The sequence below is a fragment of the Paraglaciecola sp. genome (assembly GCF_030730205.1).
GTDB lineage: Bacteria > Pseudomonadota > Gammaproteobacteria > Enterobacterales > Alteromonadaceae > Paraglaciecola.
In genome coordinates, this window is sequence record NZ_JANQVQ010000313.1 from 13,308 (window position 1) to 29,492 (window position 16,185).

Consider the following 16,185-nt stretch of genomic DNA (forward strand, 5'->3'; position numbering starts at 1 on the left):
GTTGTTAGGCGGTCAGTAATTTGCAGACCTGCAGCATCATCCGCAGCTCTGTTAATTCTAAAACCTGATGACAGACGTTCAAAAGATGTATTTAATGACGTGCCTGAATTGAATAATTGACGTTGAGCATTCAACGATGAAACATTGGTATTTACATATAAACCCATGGTTGTACTCCTACACTCTCAGTCCAGCGTTGGCTGGCGATCGAATATGATTCGATTGGTTAAATAACACTAATAGAGTAATGACCTTTACAATAAATCATTACTACTGGCTCTCTCAGAAAATGTATCGACTCAGATAAAATTCCCTTTAACAAAATTTTGCCGTTTTTTTGAAAAACGGCAAAAACATGCCGCCATAAATTGGATATTTATTGATATTTCAATACTTTAGAAGAGTAAAAATGATGAATATAAAAATGAAATTAGATTGGGTGATACCGATGTGTATCACCGGATCGCACAATGCCTTCACTGACTTGTGCTTGTTTAAGGAAGAATTATATTGTTGCTTTCGTCAGGCGCTCAATCATGTCAGTGATGACGGCACGATCAACATCTTTACTTTAAATGTCGAAGGCAAGGTCATTGCAAGAAATCGAATTAGGCAAGAAAATTGTGATCTGCGTGATCCGAAAATAAGCCTCACTCCTGATGGTAAGCTGATGCTAATTGCTTATGCGCGCAGTATTCAAGTTGAGGGGCAAACTCGCCCGGCAAAAAATTTATGTTGGATTTCAGCCGATGGGCGGAGTTGGTCATCAGCCAAGTCTTTTGCTGCAAACAATTGGTGGTTGTGGCGTGTAAGGTGGCATAAGTCGCAAGCCTACGGTTTTGCTTACAATCGCTCGGCAAACGCCATTGATTTTTACAAAGGCGACCCACGGCGTACATTTCAAAAACATGTGAGGAGCGCTTTAAGTTTACAAACTCATCAACTTGCTTATCCCAACGAATCGGATATGACCTTCATTGATAATTGTTGTTTTGCCATTGTGCGGCGGGACGCAGACAGCTACTCGGCGCAATTAGGCCATAGCAAATTTCCCTATAAACACTGGAAATGGCTAGATTTACGATTTTATCTTGGAGGCCCTGTAATGCAAGCTGTGAACAATGAACTAGCCCTTGTTGCAGGTCGTGTGATTCATAAAAACAAATTGGTCACCGCGGTATTCATACTTCAGCTATCAAGCGGCATTGTAATCCAAAAGCTGTTTCTGCCATCAGGTGGAGACAACAGTTACCCGGGCATGGTAGTAATTGGGCAAACCTTGTATCTGAGTTATTACTCGTCTCATGTGGACAATAAAAGCCAAATTTACCTAGCTAAAATTTCGTTGTGATACGTTAAATGTAATCAAACAGAGAGTTACCTGTAACTCGACCAAAAGTAGCTTGCGCAGCCTGCAAGGCGGTTTCTTGTTTACTTAATTCGGACACCGCTTCGGCATAGTCAACATCTTCAATATTTGACCGTGCCGCTTTAATGGTAATTTCTAAATCTAAATTCGCTTCATAAACTGACTGTTTTACATTTAATCGTCCGCCAATAGCCGATGTCGCATCAGCAATACTGCTCAGTGCATTGTCTGACCCAACTAAAGCATCATTTAGTGCTTGCTCAAATTGAGTAGGGTCAAGGTTTTCATCACGCATGGCCACTACAAAATTATTTAGGGTTTCAGCAATATTCATTTTTTCTGGCGGATCAAGTTGAAAATTGACGGTATTACCCACCGTACCTTCCAAATTAAAGCTTATGCCCTTAAATGTGAAAGGCGAACCGGAAGCAAAACTGATGGTATCTAACACGGCACCACTGGCAACATGACTGACTTGAACCTGATTAGCAGCGGTAATAGCGATTTGGTATTGATTATTCGCAGCCGTGACGGCATCGTAATTAGCTTCATGAAATTTGTCATAGGTGTTTTGTTGCTCGATACTCGACGATGCTGATGTGACGCCACTAGTGCTCGTTATTGATGATTTTAAACGTGCTAACACATCTTCAAATACCTCTTTCCCCGAATTGTTGACTGGTATTTTTACCGAATTTGATAACTTAATTTCATTCACGCCAGCATCTCCAGCGAAACTGTATTTGTTGCCCGAGGCACTTTGGTTAAAATCAAAAGCTGGCGAATTAGACTGGTAGCCGGCAAAAATGTATTCACCCATCGCATTTTGTGTATTCATTAAGCCAAATACTTCGTCGCGAATCTCTTCGATTTCGATGGCAATCGCTTTTTTGTCGCCACTGTTAAGCACGCCATTGCCACTTTGAACCATTAACTCACGAGCACGGTTGACTGCAGTATTGATACTACTGAGTATCGTTTCTTCCTGCTCTAAACTTGAGGTTAAAACATTGCTGTTTTTTTTGTATTGGGCGATGAGATCGATTTCTTCAGTTAAGCGGATAACCTGCGCTGCGCCGACCGGATCATCTGACGGTCGCAGGATCTTTTTTCCTGAAGACAGCTGCGTTTGCACATCAGATAAATTACCCTGATTCTCTAAAACGGCATTAATACTTCTATCGTAGAGTTGACCTGTTGATATCCGCATAACTAATTCTCATGATCCCTTATTAAACGATACTTAAAATAGTGTTAAACATATCTTGAGCTGTACCCAACAATTTTGCCGCTGCCGAGTAAGACTGCTGGAACCGGACTAGGTTTGCCGCTTCTTCATCTAGACTCACCCCAGACACGGACTCAAACCAATCTTTAGACTGAGCTTTTAAAGCTTTGGCTGCTTGCAAAGATATATCAGCACTGGCGGCTTTTTGACCGATATCACTCACAATATTGGCATAGGCTTCATGAAAACTAACCAAACTGTTAGACCCATTGCTGTTTAGCTGCATCGTATCGGCTTGCTGCAGACCGGACATAGCAAGACCATTACGGTTGTCATTAATACCATCGGTATTGTACGCAATACTAAAACTATCACCGGGTTTGGGTACGCCCTGTAGACTCAAATCATAACCAGGATAATCGTCTAAAGCGCTGAAGGCTGCAGGCCATGCAGGCCCGGTACCACTAGCCGCAGCTTGGGCTAGCATATTGTTAAAGTCCGTGGTACCGGAAACGGTAGTAATGAGATTTCCGCCACTGTCTAATACTTGATATTCATTGGTAGCAGTGAATAAAATTTGTGCCGGAGCGCCCACGCCACCCGCTCCTGTGGGCGATGAGCCGGGTCCATGGATCCCGCCTGTACCATTAAAGGCAGAGGCTGCACTATTGGCAAAGGTATTATCGACTATGGTATTGGGTACGCTTGTTGAAACTAATTTTACATCGCCCAAATTATTCAAACTGGCTTCAACATGTAATGGAGAAGCAAATGCTAAATCTTCAGGTCTTGTCATCGCTACAATAATTTTATCTGCGGTGTTTTTAGTAGGCTGAACCAAAAACTTATCACCCGCGGAATAACTTGCGCCATCGGCAAATTCTAATTCAATACCGCCTAACACTGGATTAAAAGTCCCAGCCTGTGCGGTCAATGCATTTGCCCCTGAATACGTTTGAGTAATGTCATTGCCGTCGATGTCTTGAATAATCGAGCCATCAGGATTTAATGCAGTAATGATTACATTTACCGTTGGCGGAGAGCCTGCATTGACAGGCGGATTGGCAAAGGTGATCTCATAGTCTGCGCTAGTCAGTTGACTTGCCTGCCCTTCTGTTACTCTGCCTGTTACTTGTGATAAAAAGGTCGCGCTATTATTGGTTGAATAATTAAGACCTGCAAACTCCGGCAGTTCAAAAATATTACTGCCGAGTTGACTGTCAAAATCCATCCCCAATCTATTTTGGGTATTAAGGGTTTCTGTAAGCGTTAAAGACACTTGGCCTAATTCACGGCGACTGCTTTCTAGCACCTCATCTCGATAGCGAAACAAACCACCAATAGTGCCGCCCATATTGGTTTCTTTAAGATTAATGGTAACTGGTTTACCTAAGCTGCTGGTTAATTGCAGAGATTTATAATTGCTATCAGCAGAATTATTCACAGTGAATACGTTAAACGATCCGTCTTGCATCACCAGAGATTCACCCGACGACAAATTAACAAGAATAGAACCGTCATCGTTGCCATTTTCTCTGGTTTCGATGGATATCAAACTGGCTAAATCTAGCACCGCTTGATCACGCTGATTTTTCAAGGTGCCGGGTTCTTCGTATCGATTATTGGACTGACTCACTCGAATAGCCGCATTCAGCTCTGATATGGATTTAACCAGTGAGTTAACTTTATCGATATTTGTTTGAACTTCTAAATTTAATTCTTTTTCTTTATCGCTTAAAAAGCCGGTCATACTGCCAATTTGACCGATTAGCGAATTAGCTTCACCTAGCACTAATTGTCGTGCGGCAATGCTTGTTGGATCATCGGCCGCCGTTTGCACTGCGGCAAAGAAACGACTCATACCACTAGAAATGCTATTCGCCTCACTGGCGAACACATTGTCGATAACCGCGGTTTTATCCCAATACTCTTGGTAATGACTTTCTAGAGTCGTATCTCGACGTAATTGATTTTGCGCGAAAGTATTGAGTACTCGTTCAGTAGTAGAGCGCCCAACACCACCGGTTAACTGTGACACAAAGTTAGTCCGCTCACGCACATAACCTTCGGTGTTCACATTGGCAATATTGTGCCCCGTGGTATTGAGCAACTGATTACTGGCATCCACACCACTTCGAGCGATTGACATTAAATCAGCGTTACGTGTCACGTTACTATTAGTGATCATAAAGATGTTTCCCTAATCAACAATAACTTATGGCTTAAACGCATTAATAATGTCTCCGTTGAATACTGACATGACTTTTTTAGCGTAATCAGGATCGGTGGCGTAACCCGCTTGTTGTAGCGCATTAAAATATTGCTCTGTTTGCTCACTTTGTTTTAAAGCCTGTTCATAACGCGGGCTGTTCTGTACAAAGTTCACGTAGTCTTGCAACGCTTCGTTAAAATTCTGATAGGCCCGAAACGGAGACTTGGCAGTAATCGCTACCCCTTGCTCGAATTCAATCGAGTCAACAAGGGCTTTTTCGCCTTGCCAGTTTTTATCCGCTTTTATACCAAACAGGTTATGGGTGTTTTGTCCCTTACCCGAATGGATCATGTATTTTCCCCAACCTGTTTCAACTGCTGCTTGCGCCAATAAGGCTTTGGGATCTAAACCAATTTGCTCTGCGGCCTTTTGCGCTGCAGGAAATAAGTGTTCTAAAAATGCTTGCGGACTAGCAAAACCGCTGGCTTTGTAGGCTGGGCCCACGGGGCCTAGAATCGTATCTTGAGCTTGAACAGTTGATTTTATTCTGTGGCGGTTAATACTCGACAAATTACCATCGTTACGAATAACAGAAGCAGGCGTGTAGCCATCATCGAGTTGACCGAGCTGCTTGACGATTATATCTGCCAAACCCACACTGCCATTTGCAGCTAAATCATTGGCGAGCTGTTGGTCGTGCATATCACGATAGAATTTAACTTGTTCTGAATTAAAGGGATTATTTTCATCAGACAATACATCCTGTGCTTTACGCATAGATTTGAGCATCATTTGTAAAAAGATGCCTTCAAATTGCTTAGCCGCCTCCACCAATGCCTCTTTATCACCACTTTGCGCGGCGCGGCGCAGGGTGTCCAAGCCTTGAATGTCATTCGCGTTGCGCGACAATTCAAGTTTGTTTTGCATGATAGGTGACTGTTCCATAATGATTGCGCCTTAAATTACAACGAGCTCACCTTGAAGTGCACCTGCTTGACGCAAGGCTTCAAGAATCGCCATTAAGTCACCGGGAGCCGCGCCCACTTCGTTCACTGCGCGAACCAATTCATCTAAAGTTACGCCAGGATCAAATTTAAACATGCGCGTATCATCTAAATTCACATCGATAATCGATTGATTAGTAACCACTGTTTCACCGTCGGCCAAAGCATTGGGCTGAGAAACAGTTTGGTTTTCAGCTATGGTGACGGTTAGTCCACCATGCGTTATTGCTGCAGGTAATAATCTGACATCCTGACCAATCACAATGGTGCCGGTACGGCTATTAATAACCACGCGAGCTGGCGCTTTGGCTGGAACAAATTCGAAGTTTTCTAAGGTAGCTAAAAAGCCCACACGTTGCCCGACATCTCGTGGTGCGGAAACGCGCACCGAAGCAGCGTCAATAGGTGTGGCGATAATGTAGCCCTTGTCTGGATCGGCACCTAAACGTAAGTTGATGGTATCAGCTAAAATCTTGGCCGTAGAAAAATCTGGATAGTTGAGGTTGAGTGTCAAATAATCATTCTGCATAAATCCACTTGAAACAGCCCTTTCCACCAATGCACCATTGGCTATGCGACCAACCGTAGGCGTATTAGAGACAATTTTAGAGCCGTCAGCGCCTTGCACGCCAAAACCACTTACCACCAAACTACCTTGCGCTACCGCATAAATATTGCCATCAAGGCCTTTTAAAAACGTTTGCAGTAAGGTGCCACCTTGTAAACTTCCTGCTTCACCAATCGAAGACACCGTCACATCAATCGTTTGGCCGGGTTTAATAAATGGCGGCAATTCTGCGTGTACCGCAACCGCTGCTACATTTTTAATTTTCGGTTTAACGTTACTGGCTAAACTAATGCCAAAATTAGATAACATGGTGCGGAAACTTTGTTCAGTAAAGGGACTTTGTTCTCCTGTACCAGGCAAACCGACGACTAAGCCATAACCCACTAACTGGTTACTGCGCACTCCTTGCACAGAGGCAAGATCTTTAATTCGTTGAGCTGAGGTTACAGGCGCGAGTAATAAACAGGCAATAAGCCCCATATTTAACATAGTACGCATTAGATTCTCCACCTTAAAAAGGCCAATATTCTGATGAGAAGAAACTGGACAACCAGCCCTCTTTTTGAGCTGAAGCAAACGTACCGGTGCCACTATATTGAATGCGCGCATTAGCTATTTTAGTAGAAACAATTTCGTTACTTGGACTCACATCTGCCGGGCGTACCACGCCTGTAAGACGAATATATTCGTTGCCATTATTTAACGTTAGCCATTTCTCGCCTCTTACTAGGAGGTTTTGATTAGGTAAGACTTGCACCACGGTGACTGAAATATTCCCGACAAGATTGTTACTTTGGTTGGCAGAAGCATCACCACTGAAATCTTTGCTGGCGTCTACACCAAGCTGGATAGATTGATTACCAATGTTGAGCGCTTGCCCACCCAAACCAATAATGGGATTAACATCCACTTGTGAACTTTTACTGTTTGATGTGCCTGCTGACTTAGTTGCACTGGTGTTTTCTTGTAAGTTAACCGTAATGATGTCACCTACTCGCCGAGCCTTTACATCAGAATAAAGACTGTTGGCCATCGCAACTTGAAAAATTGAGCCATCGTCTGCCACTTTTTGCTCAGGGACTTCTGAGATGATGGGGGCATAATAGGGATCGTTAGGCGAAATTTCGTGAGGAGTGCTTTGGCAAGCGCTCAACAGACTTGTTCCTATTACAATGCTTAATAATGTATTGATCCATTTTGCTGTCATCATCATCATCTCATTAAAGTTGTTGAATAACCTGACCTAACATCTGATCGACGGCAGAAATGACTTTTGAGTTCATTTCGTACAAGCGTTGACTTTCGATTAGGTTAACGAGCTCTTCAGTCACATTGACATTCGACGTTTCTAAGGTCCCTTGACTGATTGAGCCAATGCCCTCCAAGCCAGGTATTCCTTGAATTGGGTTACCACTTACGGCCGTTTCAACATATAGGTTTTGGCCAATAGGTTGCAAACCCGTAGGGTTAATGAAATTAGATAAATTTAACTGCCCTAAAACCGTTGAATCGGCTTGCCCACTGATAGAGACTGACACTTCCCCATCTTGTGAAACCGTTATTTGCTGGGCGTTGTCCGGCACCGTAATGGGCGGTTGCAGCAAAAATCCGGCGCCTGGTGTCACAATCTGACCTTGATCGTTCAAGGTAAATTGGCCGTTACGGGTATACGCTGTGGTGCCGTCAGGTTGTAATATTTCAAAAAAACCACTGCCTTGAATTGACATATCAAGGGCATTATCGGTGGTCAATAAGTTACCTTGTGTATGAGCTTTTTGCGTAGCAACCACTTTACTACCTGCCCCTAACATCAAACCTGAGGGCAATTCAGTGTCTGCCGACGAGCGACCACCAGGTTGATTGATATTCTGGTAAAGTAAATCTTCAAAAATAGCACGGTCTTTTTTGAACCCTACGGTACTGGCATTGGCTAAGTTATTGGAAATAACAGCCACATCGGTTTGTGCGGCATCTAGACCGGTTTTACTGATCCATAAAGCTGGGTGCATAAATCACCTCCTGTCTTATTTTTACTGCAATTAAGCGATTAAATTAGGCGTAATAACTGATTACCGCGCATATCGAGATCTTCAGCTTGTTTCATTAATTTGACTTGCATCTCATAATGCCGTTGTAAGTTGATCATATTGACCATTTCTTCAACTGGATTCACATTGCTGCCCTCTAACATACCGGTGCGAACGCTAACAAAGGGATCTTCTGCGGCCAACTGACCGTCTTTTTGCCGAAACAAGCCGTCCTGACCACGTTCTAATTGTCGTACTTGTGGATTAACGAGCTTTAAGCGCCCTACTTCTTCTAGTACTGTTTCTGGCGCCCCTTGCGGTCTAACTGAGATGGTGCCGTCAGAGGCAATATTGATGTTTGATAATGGGATAGGCAGAACCAAGGGACCTCCATCTCCTATAACACTGCGACCAAACGAGTCTTTGAGTTGCCCATTAGGCCCCAATTCAAAACTGCCATTTCGGCTGTAAGCCTCTTGACCATTGGCGTCTTGCACGGCAAACCAACCTTCCCCTTGAATAGCAACATCAAGCTCCCGCTCAGTTTGAATCATGGCGCCGCCAGCGTAATTATTTGAGGGATTCTCGGTCATCGCGAAAACCCGAGTAGGCAGACCTTCGCCATAGGCTGGCATGGCCCGCGCTTGTTCAAGTTGCGCCTTAAATCCATTCGTTTGGGCGTTAGCCAAATTGTTGGCACGAACTGCTGTACCCAAAAAATCTTGAGACGCGCCACTCGCAGCAATGTAGAGCATTTTGTCCATGACAGTTTCTTGACTTAAGTGATAATTACTAATTACTGTGCAAATTGAATGCCATCAGTGAGGATTACTGCGGTACAGCGAATGAAGGCGGGGTTATTGATGGCTAAAACAAAAAAGGGCCAGATTAACTGACCCATTTATGGCGAATAAAAACTATCGAATATTAAGAATATTCTGGTTTAACTGGTTGTTAACTTCTAAGGCTCGTGAGTTCGCTTGGAAGTTTCGTTGGGCGATAATCAAATCAATTAACTCAGTGGTTAAATTCACGTTCGCTTGCTCTAACGCCGAAGAGTTAATATCACCAAAGGTACCGGTAGTGGCCTCACCGGCTAGAGCTTCACCAGATAAAATACTTTCTTGCCACTGCGTGTTACTTTTCTGGGTTAAACCCTGATCATTGGCAAAACGGATAAGCGCCACACGTACAATGGGTTCAGAAGTACCATTTGAATAGGTGGCTCGTACCAAACCATCGGGTCCAATGTCGATACCCGTCAACCGCCCTACCGGCAAACCATCTTGCTCTAATGAGGTCACCTCAAAACTCGATGCATATTGAGTGGGCTCATCTGCCACAGCATTCAATGCATCTAAGGTGAAGTTGGTGGTTATAAATTGAGTCGGATCTGAGCCGTTTGACAAAATAGTGCCACCTAAAGAAACAGAGGGAATATCACCGGTAGGAGAAAGTGTTCCGTCCGCATTTTGAATACCAGTGAAATCACCACCACTGCTGAAAATCATTCGAAAAGCAGAAATACCGTTACCTGCGCCCAAGGAACTTTCACCCACTACGTTCGCGCCAGTGGTAGGTGGTACGCCTGGCGTATTCCCTTCTGATTGTAGTGGAAAATCATCCATGTACGTCACACCAACCCATTCATTGGTTGCGCTGACATCTTTCATAAAGTAATACGTCATGGTGTGACTGTCGCCTAAAGAATCAAACACCGTCACAGACGTTGCGGCGTTATAGGTAAGGGGATCATCTGGATTAAATAAGTCGATATCTACACCATCATCACCTGCTGGGAGGTTCATTTTCAGAGCAACTTCCGAAGTCGGTTGCGGTGAGCCTGAAGAATCTGGAATGCGCACGGGGATAGTGGTACTTAATGCAACTGACGAAGAGGTCCCATCTGAGTTTACGGGGAAGCCAAGTAGATGGTCACCGTTACTGTTTACCACAAAATTTTCAGAGTTTAATTTAAACATCCCTGCGCGCGTAAATGAAAAGTCACGTGAGCCAATCTCTGGCACAGTGCCAAAATAGCCGTTACCGGTTATCGCCAAGTCAAGAGCATTGTTAGTAAATTGCAAGCTGCCTTGAGAAAATTGTTGGGCAACCTCTTGAGTTAATACCCCATCACCGACTTTAGTTTTACCACCAGCTAATAGAGATTGGGCGTACACATCACCAAATTCAACTCGTGACTCTTTAAAACCTACCGTATTAACGTTAGCGATATTATTCGCCGTTGTATCTAAATCACGTTGCGCTGCGTTTACGCCACTTAATGCTATGTTAAAAGACATGTTTTATCTCTCCTATTAACCGCCGATTTGAATAACGTCATCAAGCTTAACGCTGACTTCACCATCCAAATTAAGAACTATACCTTGGCTACTGCCACCCATACTGACGCTATCAACGTGTCGATTAACTGCAGTAGGTAAAACTTGAGATTCACCGAAGACCTCGCCTTGGGCACGGATCACATAATTGCCGGGCGGCATAATATTTCCTCTTGCGTCAGTACCATCCCAACTAAATTGGATATTTCCTGCCGCTTGGGTGCCCGCATCAATGACCTTAACTAACTCACCTTTTTCATTTTCAATGCTAATTTCAAGGTTTTGCACTGTTTGCTCGTTAATGACCACTCCAGACACACCTTGACCTTCTGTTGACATGTACCCGATATCACCTTGCAACAACACCTGTTGGCCAATTAAGCTTGAGGCTTGTAGCGCTTGATTCGAGGTCATAGAACTGGCGAAACTTTCGAATTTACTATTTAGCTGCTCGATACCATCTGCCATGGTAAAGCTCGTCATTTGTGCCACCATTTGATCATTATCAACAGGCTTAGTGGGATCTTGATTTGCCAATTGCTCAGTAAGCAAAGAAAAGAAATCTTCTTGCGACAGGCGTTGATTGGCATCGTCAGCCACAGCTGGCGTTTCTGGCTGCCAGTAGTAGTCGGTACTAAGCCCTTTATTAATGAATGTATCCACGGTTGTTCCTCTATGTAACTTGTTCTAATGCACCGCTAAGGGGGTCTACTGACCTTGGCCTAAACGCAACACGTTTCTGAATACACGCTTAGTAGTATCAGCCACTTGCACATTAGTTTCATAAGCTTTGGATGCTGACATCATGTCAGCCATTTCTTCAACAATATTCACGTTAGGTTTATAGATATAGCCGTTCTCATCAGCCATTGGATGACCGGGGCTGTATTCTATTTGTAGTGGTTTTTGACTCTCAACCACTCCTAATACCTGAACCTTACTGCCTGTCGAAAGGTCGTCAGTTGCGCGTTTAAGTTCAGCGGCAAACACCGGATGACGTGCTTTGTAAGTCGATTCGTAACTGCTGCTTACACTGTTGGCATTGGCAACATTACTGGCCGTTGTGTTTAGACGTACGCTTTGTGCGCTCATTCCAGACGTGGCAATGTCCATTACATTAAATAAACTCATTAGGCTTGACCTCCACTAAGGGCTTTCTTCATGCCCTTAATTTTACCGTTCAAAAATTCCATACCCGCTTCATACCGCAAGCCATTATCTAAAAACGCATTTCTTTCCATTTGCACGTCAACCGTGTTGCCGTCGCCGGTATCAGGCTGATTTGGAACACGATATTGGATATCTCCAGTGCCTTGCATACTGCCTTTTAAATGACGCTCGTTGGTTCGGGTTAAATTATGTTCTCTGGCAAACTGAGCGCTTTTCATGACTTTTTGAAAATCTAAATCTCGCGCTTTGTAGCCTGGAGTATTCGCATTGGCTAGGTTTCCGGCAATGATCTCCATGCGATCTGTGCGCACTTGCATTGCCTTGTGATGAAAGCCCATCAGTTTATCTAAGCTAATTGCCATGTATCTCTCCTCAGTTGTAGGAGATGTAGCAAAGCCTATGCCATAAACTATATTTTTGCAGCAGGATTAGAAAAGTAGCAGGAAGAGCGAGGATTTATTTCGATTTTTTTACGTAATAGAGGCCAGGACTGCAGCGAACCATAGAAAAATGCTCAATTAAATCAGATATAGATTCAGATGCGCCAACAAATAAAATGCCGTCTTCTTGCAGGCAAGCGGCAATTTTCTGCAGTATCTGTTTTTTCACTTGTGGCGAAAAGTAAATGAGAACGTTCCGACAAAAAATAATGTCGAAGCGACCTAAAGAAGAATAACTGTCTAGTAGATTAAACTGACGGAAAGAAGCCATTGCCTTTAAGTGGGCTTTGACTTGATATCTGTTTTGCTCAGTAGGCTCAAAGTATTCCTGCTTGAGGGACTCGGATAAGCCACGAGACAATGCAAGATGATCATACTCAGCTAAACGACACTTCTGCAACATTTCTTCAGATATGTCGGTGCCTAAAATTTGCGCTCCAGCGCGCAAGCTGCCTGCATTTTTCTTTTGAAAATTAGCGATGGTCATGGCAATGGAATAGGCTTCTTGACCAGACGAACAGGCCGCACTCCATATTTTTAAAGGTGAGCTATTTCTCTGATATTTAGGCAGTATTTCATTTTCGAGTAAGCTAAAAGGGTAAGTATCTCTGAACCACAAGGTTTCATTGGTGGTCATTGCTTCAATCGCAACCAACTGCGCCTTGCGGTCTTGTTTGATCACAATTTTTTCAATAAGTTGATCAAGTGACTCTGTTCCCTGCGATTTTACGTGGGCTGCAAGCCGGCTTTTCACTAAATATTGTTTGTTATCACCGAGCACGATACCGCTCGCTTTTTCCAAAAATTGGCTAAACAAACGGTAATTTTGATCACTAAATTGGTTTTCGAGCACCTGACATCCTTCATCTACGATAGTTGTTTTACAAACACACACGTTCACTTCTATAGACGACTCAATCCGAGACTGACTGCTTCAGCAAATTAAACGCACTACCTTTAATAACGCCTTAGCTGCTTGAGCTACCTACAGAATAAAACGAGTACCGAATAAAACAATTATTCGTTACCAAACCACTTTAATACAGATGTGGCGAGTTCGTCAGGATTGAACTTGGCAATAAAGTCATCTGCACCCACTTTCTGAACCATCGCTTGGTTAAACACACCACTTAGGGAAGTATGCAAAATAACATGCAGATTTTTTAGTTCAGGAGTGTTCCGAATTTCTGCGGTCAATGTGTACCCATCCATTTCGGGCATTTCAATATCTGACACTAACACACCAACGCGGTTGGTTATATCGCCATATTCGGCAGCGATTTCTTTTAAGCGATTTAATGCTTCTTGGCCATTTTTGGCCATCTCAATTTCAAGGCCTAGTGCAGATAATGCTTTTTTAACTTGATTACGAGCCACAGAAGAATCGTCAGCGATAAAAATAATCTTTTGCTGTTTGCCTTCGTCTTCAACTTTCCATTTCTCATTACCATCATCACTTAGATCAGTATTAACAGGAGAAATGTCATTCAGGATTTTTTCTACGTCCAAAATTTCAATAAGTTCGTTTTCAATTTCAGTTACTGCCGTTAAGTAACTGGCTCTGCCACTGCCTTTAGGTGGCGGCATAATAGATGCCCAATTTGTGTTAATTATCCGCTCAACTGAGCCAACCAAAAAACCTTGTACTGAACCGTTGTATTCGGCAATGATCACAAAGGCAGATTTTAGGTCTTCGATTCTCTTCCCCCCAGTAGCAAGGCTCATATCAATAACAGAAATGGTCTGGCCCCGGATATGAGCAATACCCCTGACCAAACTATTCAGTTTCGGCATGGAGGTAAGCGGCGGACATTGGAGAACTTCTCTCACTTTGAAAACGTTAATACCAAACCGTTGTCTGGAATTGAGCTTGAAAAGTAGCAGCTCCAATCTGTTTTCACCAACCAACTGCGTACGCTGATTGACCGAGTTTAGAATTTCAGACATGTAAGACTCCAATATAAATTAAAACGGCTCAACTTTTGCTTCTACCGAAGAAACAGTCAACATTTTTGCTATTGACGACATATTTCCAACAGTTTGTCGCTACAGTGCCCAAATATTGACACCCAAGGTTAATAGCCAACAGCCATTAGCATAGACAACTTGCAAACAAGTGAACATGAAAAAATTAAATAATTACTTGGTATTCGCTAAAATTTTTACATTTTCTTTTGTCCTGCCTACTTTTATAACGGCGGCAGATGACAATTATTTAGATAATCAGCGCTTAGTTACACAAGCAGAGCAATTTATCATGGCGCAATTGGCGAATGACTCAGCCAATCAGATCAAGGTTGAAGGTTCGCCTATTGACGAGCGCATTACCATCCCCGCTTGTAGCCAAGAGCTAGAGTTTTTAGTGAGTCCAGAAGCACTTTACCAGTCCAACATCACAGTCAAAGCCCAATGTCCTGCCAGTAATTGGTATATGTTTTTGATGGTCAAAGCGACTGAAATTCAACCCGTCGTTGTAGTTACCAGTGCACTTAGCCCTGGCACTTTATTAAATGAAGGTAATTTGCAAGTCGTTGAAATGGATAAAAAACGCATGAGAAGCACCACATTTACCGATATATCAAGTCTAGTAGGCGCTAGAGTAAAACGCCGATTGATGTCTGGTCGCCCCATTGAGCCTAATGATTTATGTTTTGTGTGTGAAGGTGATAGCGTGGTAATTAGCGCTGGTTTAGCTAACATGGAAATAAAAACCAATGGTGTAGCCTTAGAAGACGGCAATATTGGCGAAACCATCAGGGTTAAAAACAGCCGCTCAAACATAAACTTAACTGCTCAAGTAGTTACAACTAACCAGGTACGGGTTAATTTATAGTTTTTTGGCTTGGTGCCGATAAAGCTTCTAGGTACACATACACTAAATACGTTATTATCGTAAATAATTACTAAAGAAACCCTCTTACCAGTCGATACAATGGATGAGGAAAGGTTAAGGTAAATGGGGAAATAGAGTTATGGCTATTAATAATGTGAATAACGGTGGCGTAAAAAGTCCCATCGATAATCAAAAGTTGAGTCAACAACAAACACTCAACAACACGACTAATCAAGCTGAAAGCCAGAAAGCGGCCAGCGCGACTAACCGTCAAGATTCTGTTTCGTTGACGCAATCCGCTCAGCAATTAGTGCAAGTGCAGCGCAAAGGGACCGAGGCACCTATTAACCAAGAAAAAGTTGATCGAATCAAGAAAGCGATCCAAAGTGGTCAATATAGTGTCAATCCTGAAGCTTTGGCAAAAAAGATTGCTAACATGGAATCAGAATTATTTGGTACTAAGGCGTAATGGCTTCATAATAAAATTTCAATGAAACCAATGCGCCAAGGCCGATGAATAATATAAAAGAAGCAATATCAGTCCAGAACAGTCAACTTGAACAACTTCAGCTTGTACTTGAGAATGAACTTCATTTGATAAGCACGCGCGATCCCGAGTCTTTACTTAACTTACTCAAGACAAAAGAATCTCTCCTAGACGCAATTCAAGAGCAAGACAGTGTTATCGCGCGCTTATATGGCAAGTTAAGCGATGAGGAGAAGCAAGAAGCGTCCCTCACGCAATTGTTTGATATAGCTAAGAACATGGTCAATCAATGTAAATACCGCACTTCTATCAATCAGACTGCCGTTGAACAAGGGCAGCTTCGTCTCGAACATTTACGGACTTTATTGTTAGAATCAAGGGCTAAAGAGTCATTAACTTACGACAAAAGCGGACGTACAAGAGGTGGCAGTTCAGGAAAAGGCATTAACGCCTAGTTTTTTCAGTCACTAAATTGACGAAATGCCAAATACCTTATTGGCATTTT

17 protein-coding genes and 1 pseudogene are annotated in these 16,185 nt (G+C 43.0%); 4 read left to right on the plus strand and 14 right to left on the minus strand.

Annotated features, from left to right (window positions below):
• A pseudogene (locus NWQ57_RS20665) lies at positions 1-167 on the minus strand (flagellin FliC); the annotation flags it as partial.
• Positions 168-409: 242 nt separating this feature from the next.
• Here NWQ57_RS20665 and NWQ57_RS20670 point away from each other — a divergent pair.
• Positions 410-1,351, plus strand: coding sequence for a hypothetical protein (locus NWQ57_RS20670; RefSeq protein ID WP_306024080.1), 942 nt, complete (start codon positions 410-412; stop codon positions 1,349-1,351).
• Between the two features lie 4 nt (positions 1,352-1,355).
• Here the strand turns inward: NWQ57_RS20670 and flgL are convergent, their stop codons facing one another.
• The 13 genes from flgL to NWQ57_RS20735 form a co-directional block, all read right to left on the minus strand.
• The gene (flgL, locus tag NWQ57_RS20675) at positions 1,356-2,579 is read right to left on the minus strand and encodes a flagellar hook-associated protein FlgL (protein ID WP_306024081.1); all 1,224 of its coding nucleotides are present in this window, start codon (positions 2,577-2,579) and stop codon (positions 1,356-1,358) included.
• Positions 2,580-2,601: 22 nt separating this feature from the next.
• The gene (gene flgK / locus NWQ57_RS20680; protein WP_306024082.1) at positions 2,602-4,785 is read right to left on the minus strand and encodes a flagellar hook-associated protein FlgK; all 2,184 of its coding nucleotides are present in this window, start codon (positions 4,783-4,785) and stop codon (positions 2,602-2,604) included.
• 27 nt (positions 4,786-4,812) lie between these two features.
• Complete coding sequence (gene flgJ, locus NWQ57_RS20685; RefSeq protein ID WP_306024083.1) at positions 4,813-5,754, minus strand: flagellar assembly peptidoglycan hydrolase FlgJ; 942 nt, start codon at positions 5,752-5,754, stop codon at positions 4,813-4,815.
• A gap of 12 nt (positions 5,755-5,766) precedes the next feature.
• On the minus strand, positions 5,767-6,879 hold the full coding sequence (locus tag NWQ57_RS20690) for a flagellar basal body P-ring protein FlgI (RefSeq protein WP_306024084.1): 1,113 nt from the start codon (positions 6,877-6,879) through the stop codon (positions 5,767-5,769).
• Between the two features lie 13 nt (positions 6,880-6,892).
• Complete coding sequence (gene flgH / locus NWQ57_RS20695) at positions 6,893-7,588, minus strand: flagellar basal body L-ring protein FlgH (RefSeq protein WP_372340959.1); 696 nt, start codon at positions 7,586-7,588, stop codon at positions 6,893-6,895.
• Positions 7,589-7,601: 13 nt separating this feature from the next.
• A complete protein-coding gene (gene flgG, locus NWQ57_RS20700; protein ID WP_306024086.1) occupies positions 7,602-8,390 on the minus strand; it encodes a flagellar basal-body rod protein FlgG in 789 nt (262 codons plus the stop codon).
• Between the two features lie 38 nt (positions 8,391-8,428).
• Entirely contained in the window at positions 8,429-9,172 is a 744-nt protein-coding gene (flgF, locus tag NWQ57_RS20705; protein WP_306024087.1) for a flagellar basal-body rod protein FlgF, read from the minus strand.
• Between the two features lie 153 nt (positions 9,173-9,325).
• Complete coding sequence (gene flgE, locus NWQ57_RS20710) at positions 9,326-10,711, minus strand: flagellar hook protein FlgE (RefSeq protein ID WP_306024088.1); 1,386 nt, start codon at positions 10,709-10,711, stop codon at positions 9,326-9,328.
• A 15-nt stretch (positions 10,712-10,726) separates the two neighbouring features.
• A complete protein-coding gene (gene flgD / locus NWQ57_RS20715; RefSeq protein WP_306024089.1) occupies positions 10,727-11,413 on the minus strand; it encodes a flagellar hook assembly protein FlgD in 687 nt (228 codons plus the stop codon).
• Between the two features lie 45 nt (positions 11,414-11,458).
• Entirely contained in the window at positions 11,459-11,881 is a 423-nt protein-coding gene (gene flgC / locus NWQ57_RS20720) for a flagellar basal body rod protein FlgC (protein ID WP_306024090.1), read from the minus strand.
• Complete coding sequence (flgB, locus tag NWQ57_RS20725; protein ID WP_306024092.1) at positions 11,881-12,282, minus strand: flagellar basal body rod protein FlgB; 402 nt, start codon at positions 12,280-12,282, stop codon at positions 11,881-11,883. Before flgB ends, flgC begins: the two co-directional genes overlap by 1 nt.
• A 94-nt stretch (positions 12,283-12,376) precedes the next feature.
• The gene (locus tag NWQ57_RS20730; protein ID WP_306024093.1) at positions 12,377-13,213 is read right to left on the minus strand and encodes a protein-glutamate O-methyltransferase CheR; all 837 of its coding nucleotides are present in this window, start codon (positions 13,211-13,213) and stop codon (positions 12,377-12,379) included.
• Between the two features lie 164 nt (positions 13,214-13,377).
• A complete protein-coding gene (locus NWQ57_RS20735) occupies positions 13,378-14,307 on the minus strand; it encodes a chemotaxis protein CheV (RefSeq protein WP_306024095.1) in 930 nt (309 codons plus the stop codon).
• 175 nt (positions 14,308-14,482) lie between these two features.
• Here NWQ57_RS20735 and flgA point away from each other — a divergent pair, with 175 nt between their 5' ends.
• The 3 genes from flgA (at position 14,483) to flgN (ending at position 16,135) form a co-directional block, all read left to right on the plus strand.
• On the plus strand, positions 14,483-15,193 hold the full coding sequence (gene flgA, locus NWQ57_RS20740; protein ID WP_306024096.1) for a flagellar basal body P-ring formation chaperone FlgA: 711 nt from the start codon (positions 14,483-14,485) through the stop codon (positions 15,191-15,193).
• Between the two features lie 139 nt (positions 15,194-15,332).
• Positions 15,333-15,662: a flagellar biosynthesis anti-sigma factor FlgM gene (flgM, locus tag NWQ57_RS20745; protein WP_306024097.1), complete on the plus strand. Its 330-nt coding sequence runs from the start codon at positions 15,333-15,335 to the stop codon at positions 15,660-15,662.
• Positions 15,663-15,706: 44 nt separating this feature from the next.
• Complete coding sequence (gene flgN, locus NWQ57_RS20750) at positions 15,707-16,135, plus strand: flagellar export chaperone FlgN (protein WP_306024098.1); 429 nt, start codon at positions 15,707-15,709, stop codon at positions 16,133-16,135.
• The last annotated feature ends 50 nt before the right edge of the window (positions 16,136-16,185 follow it).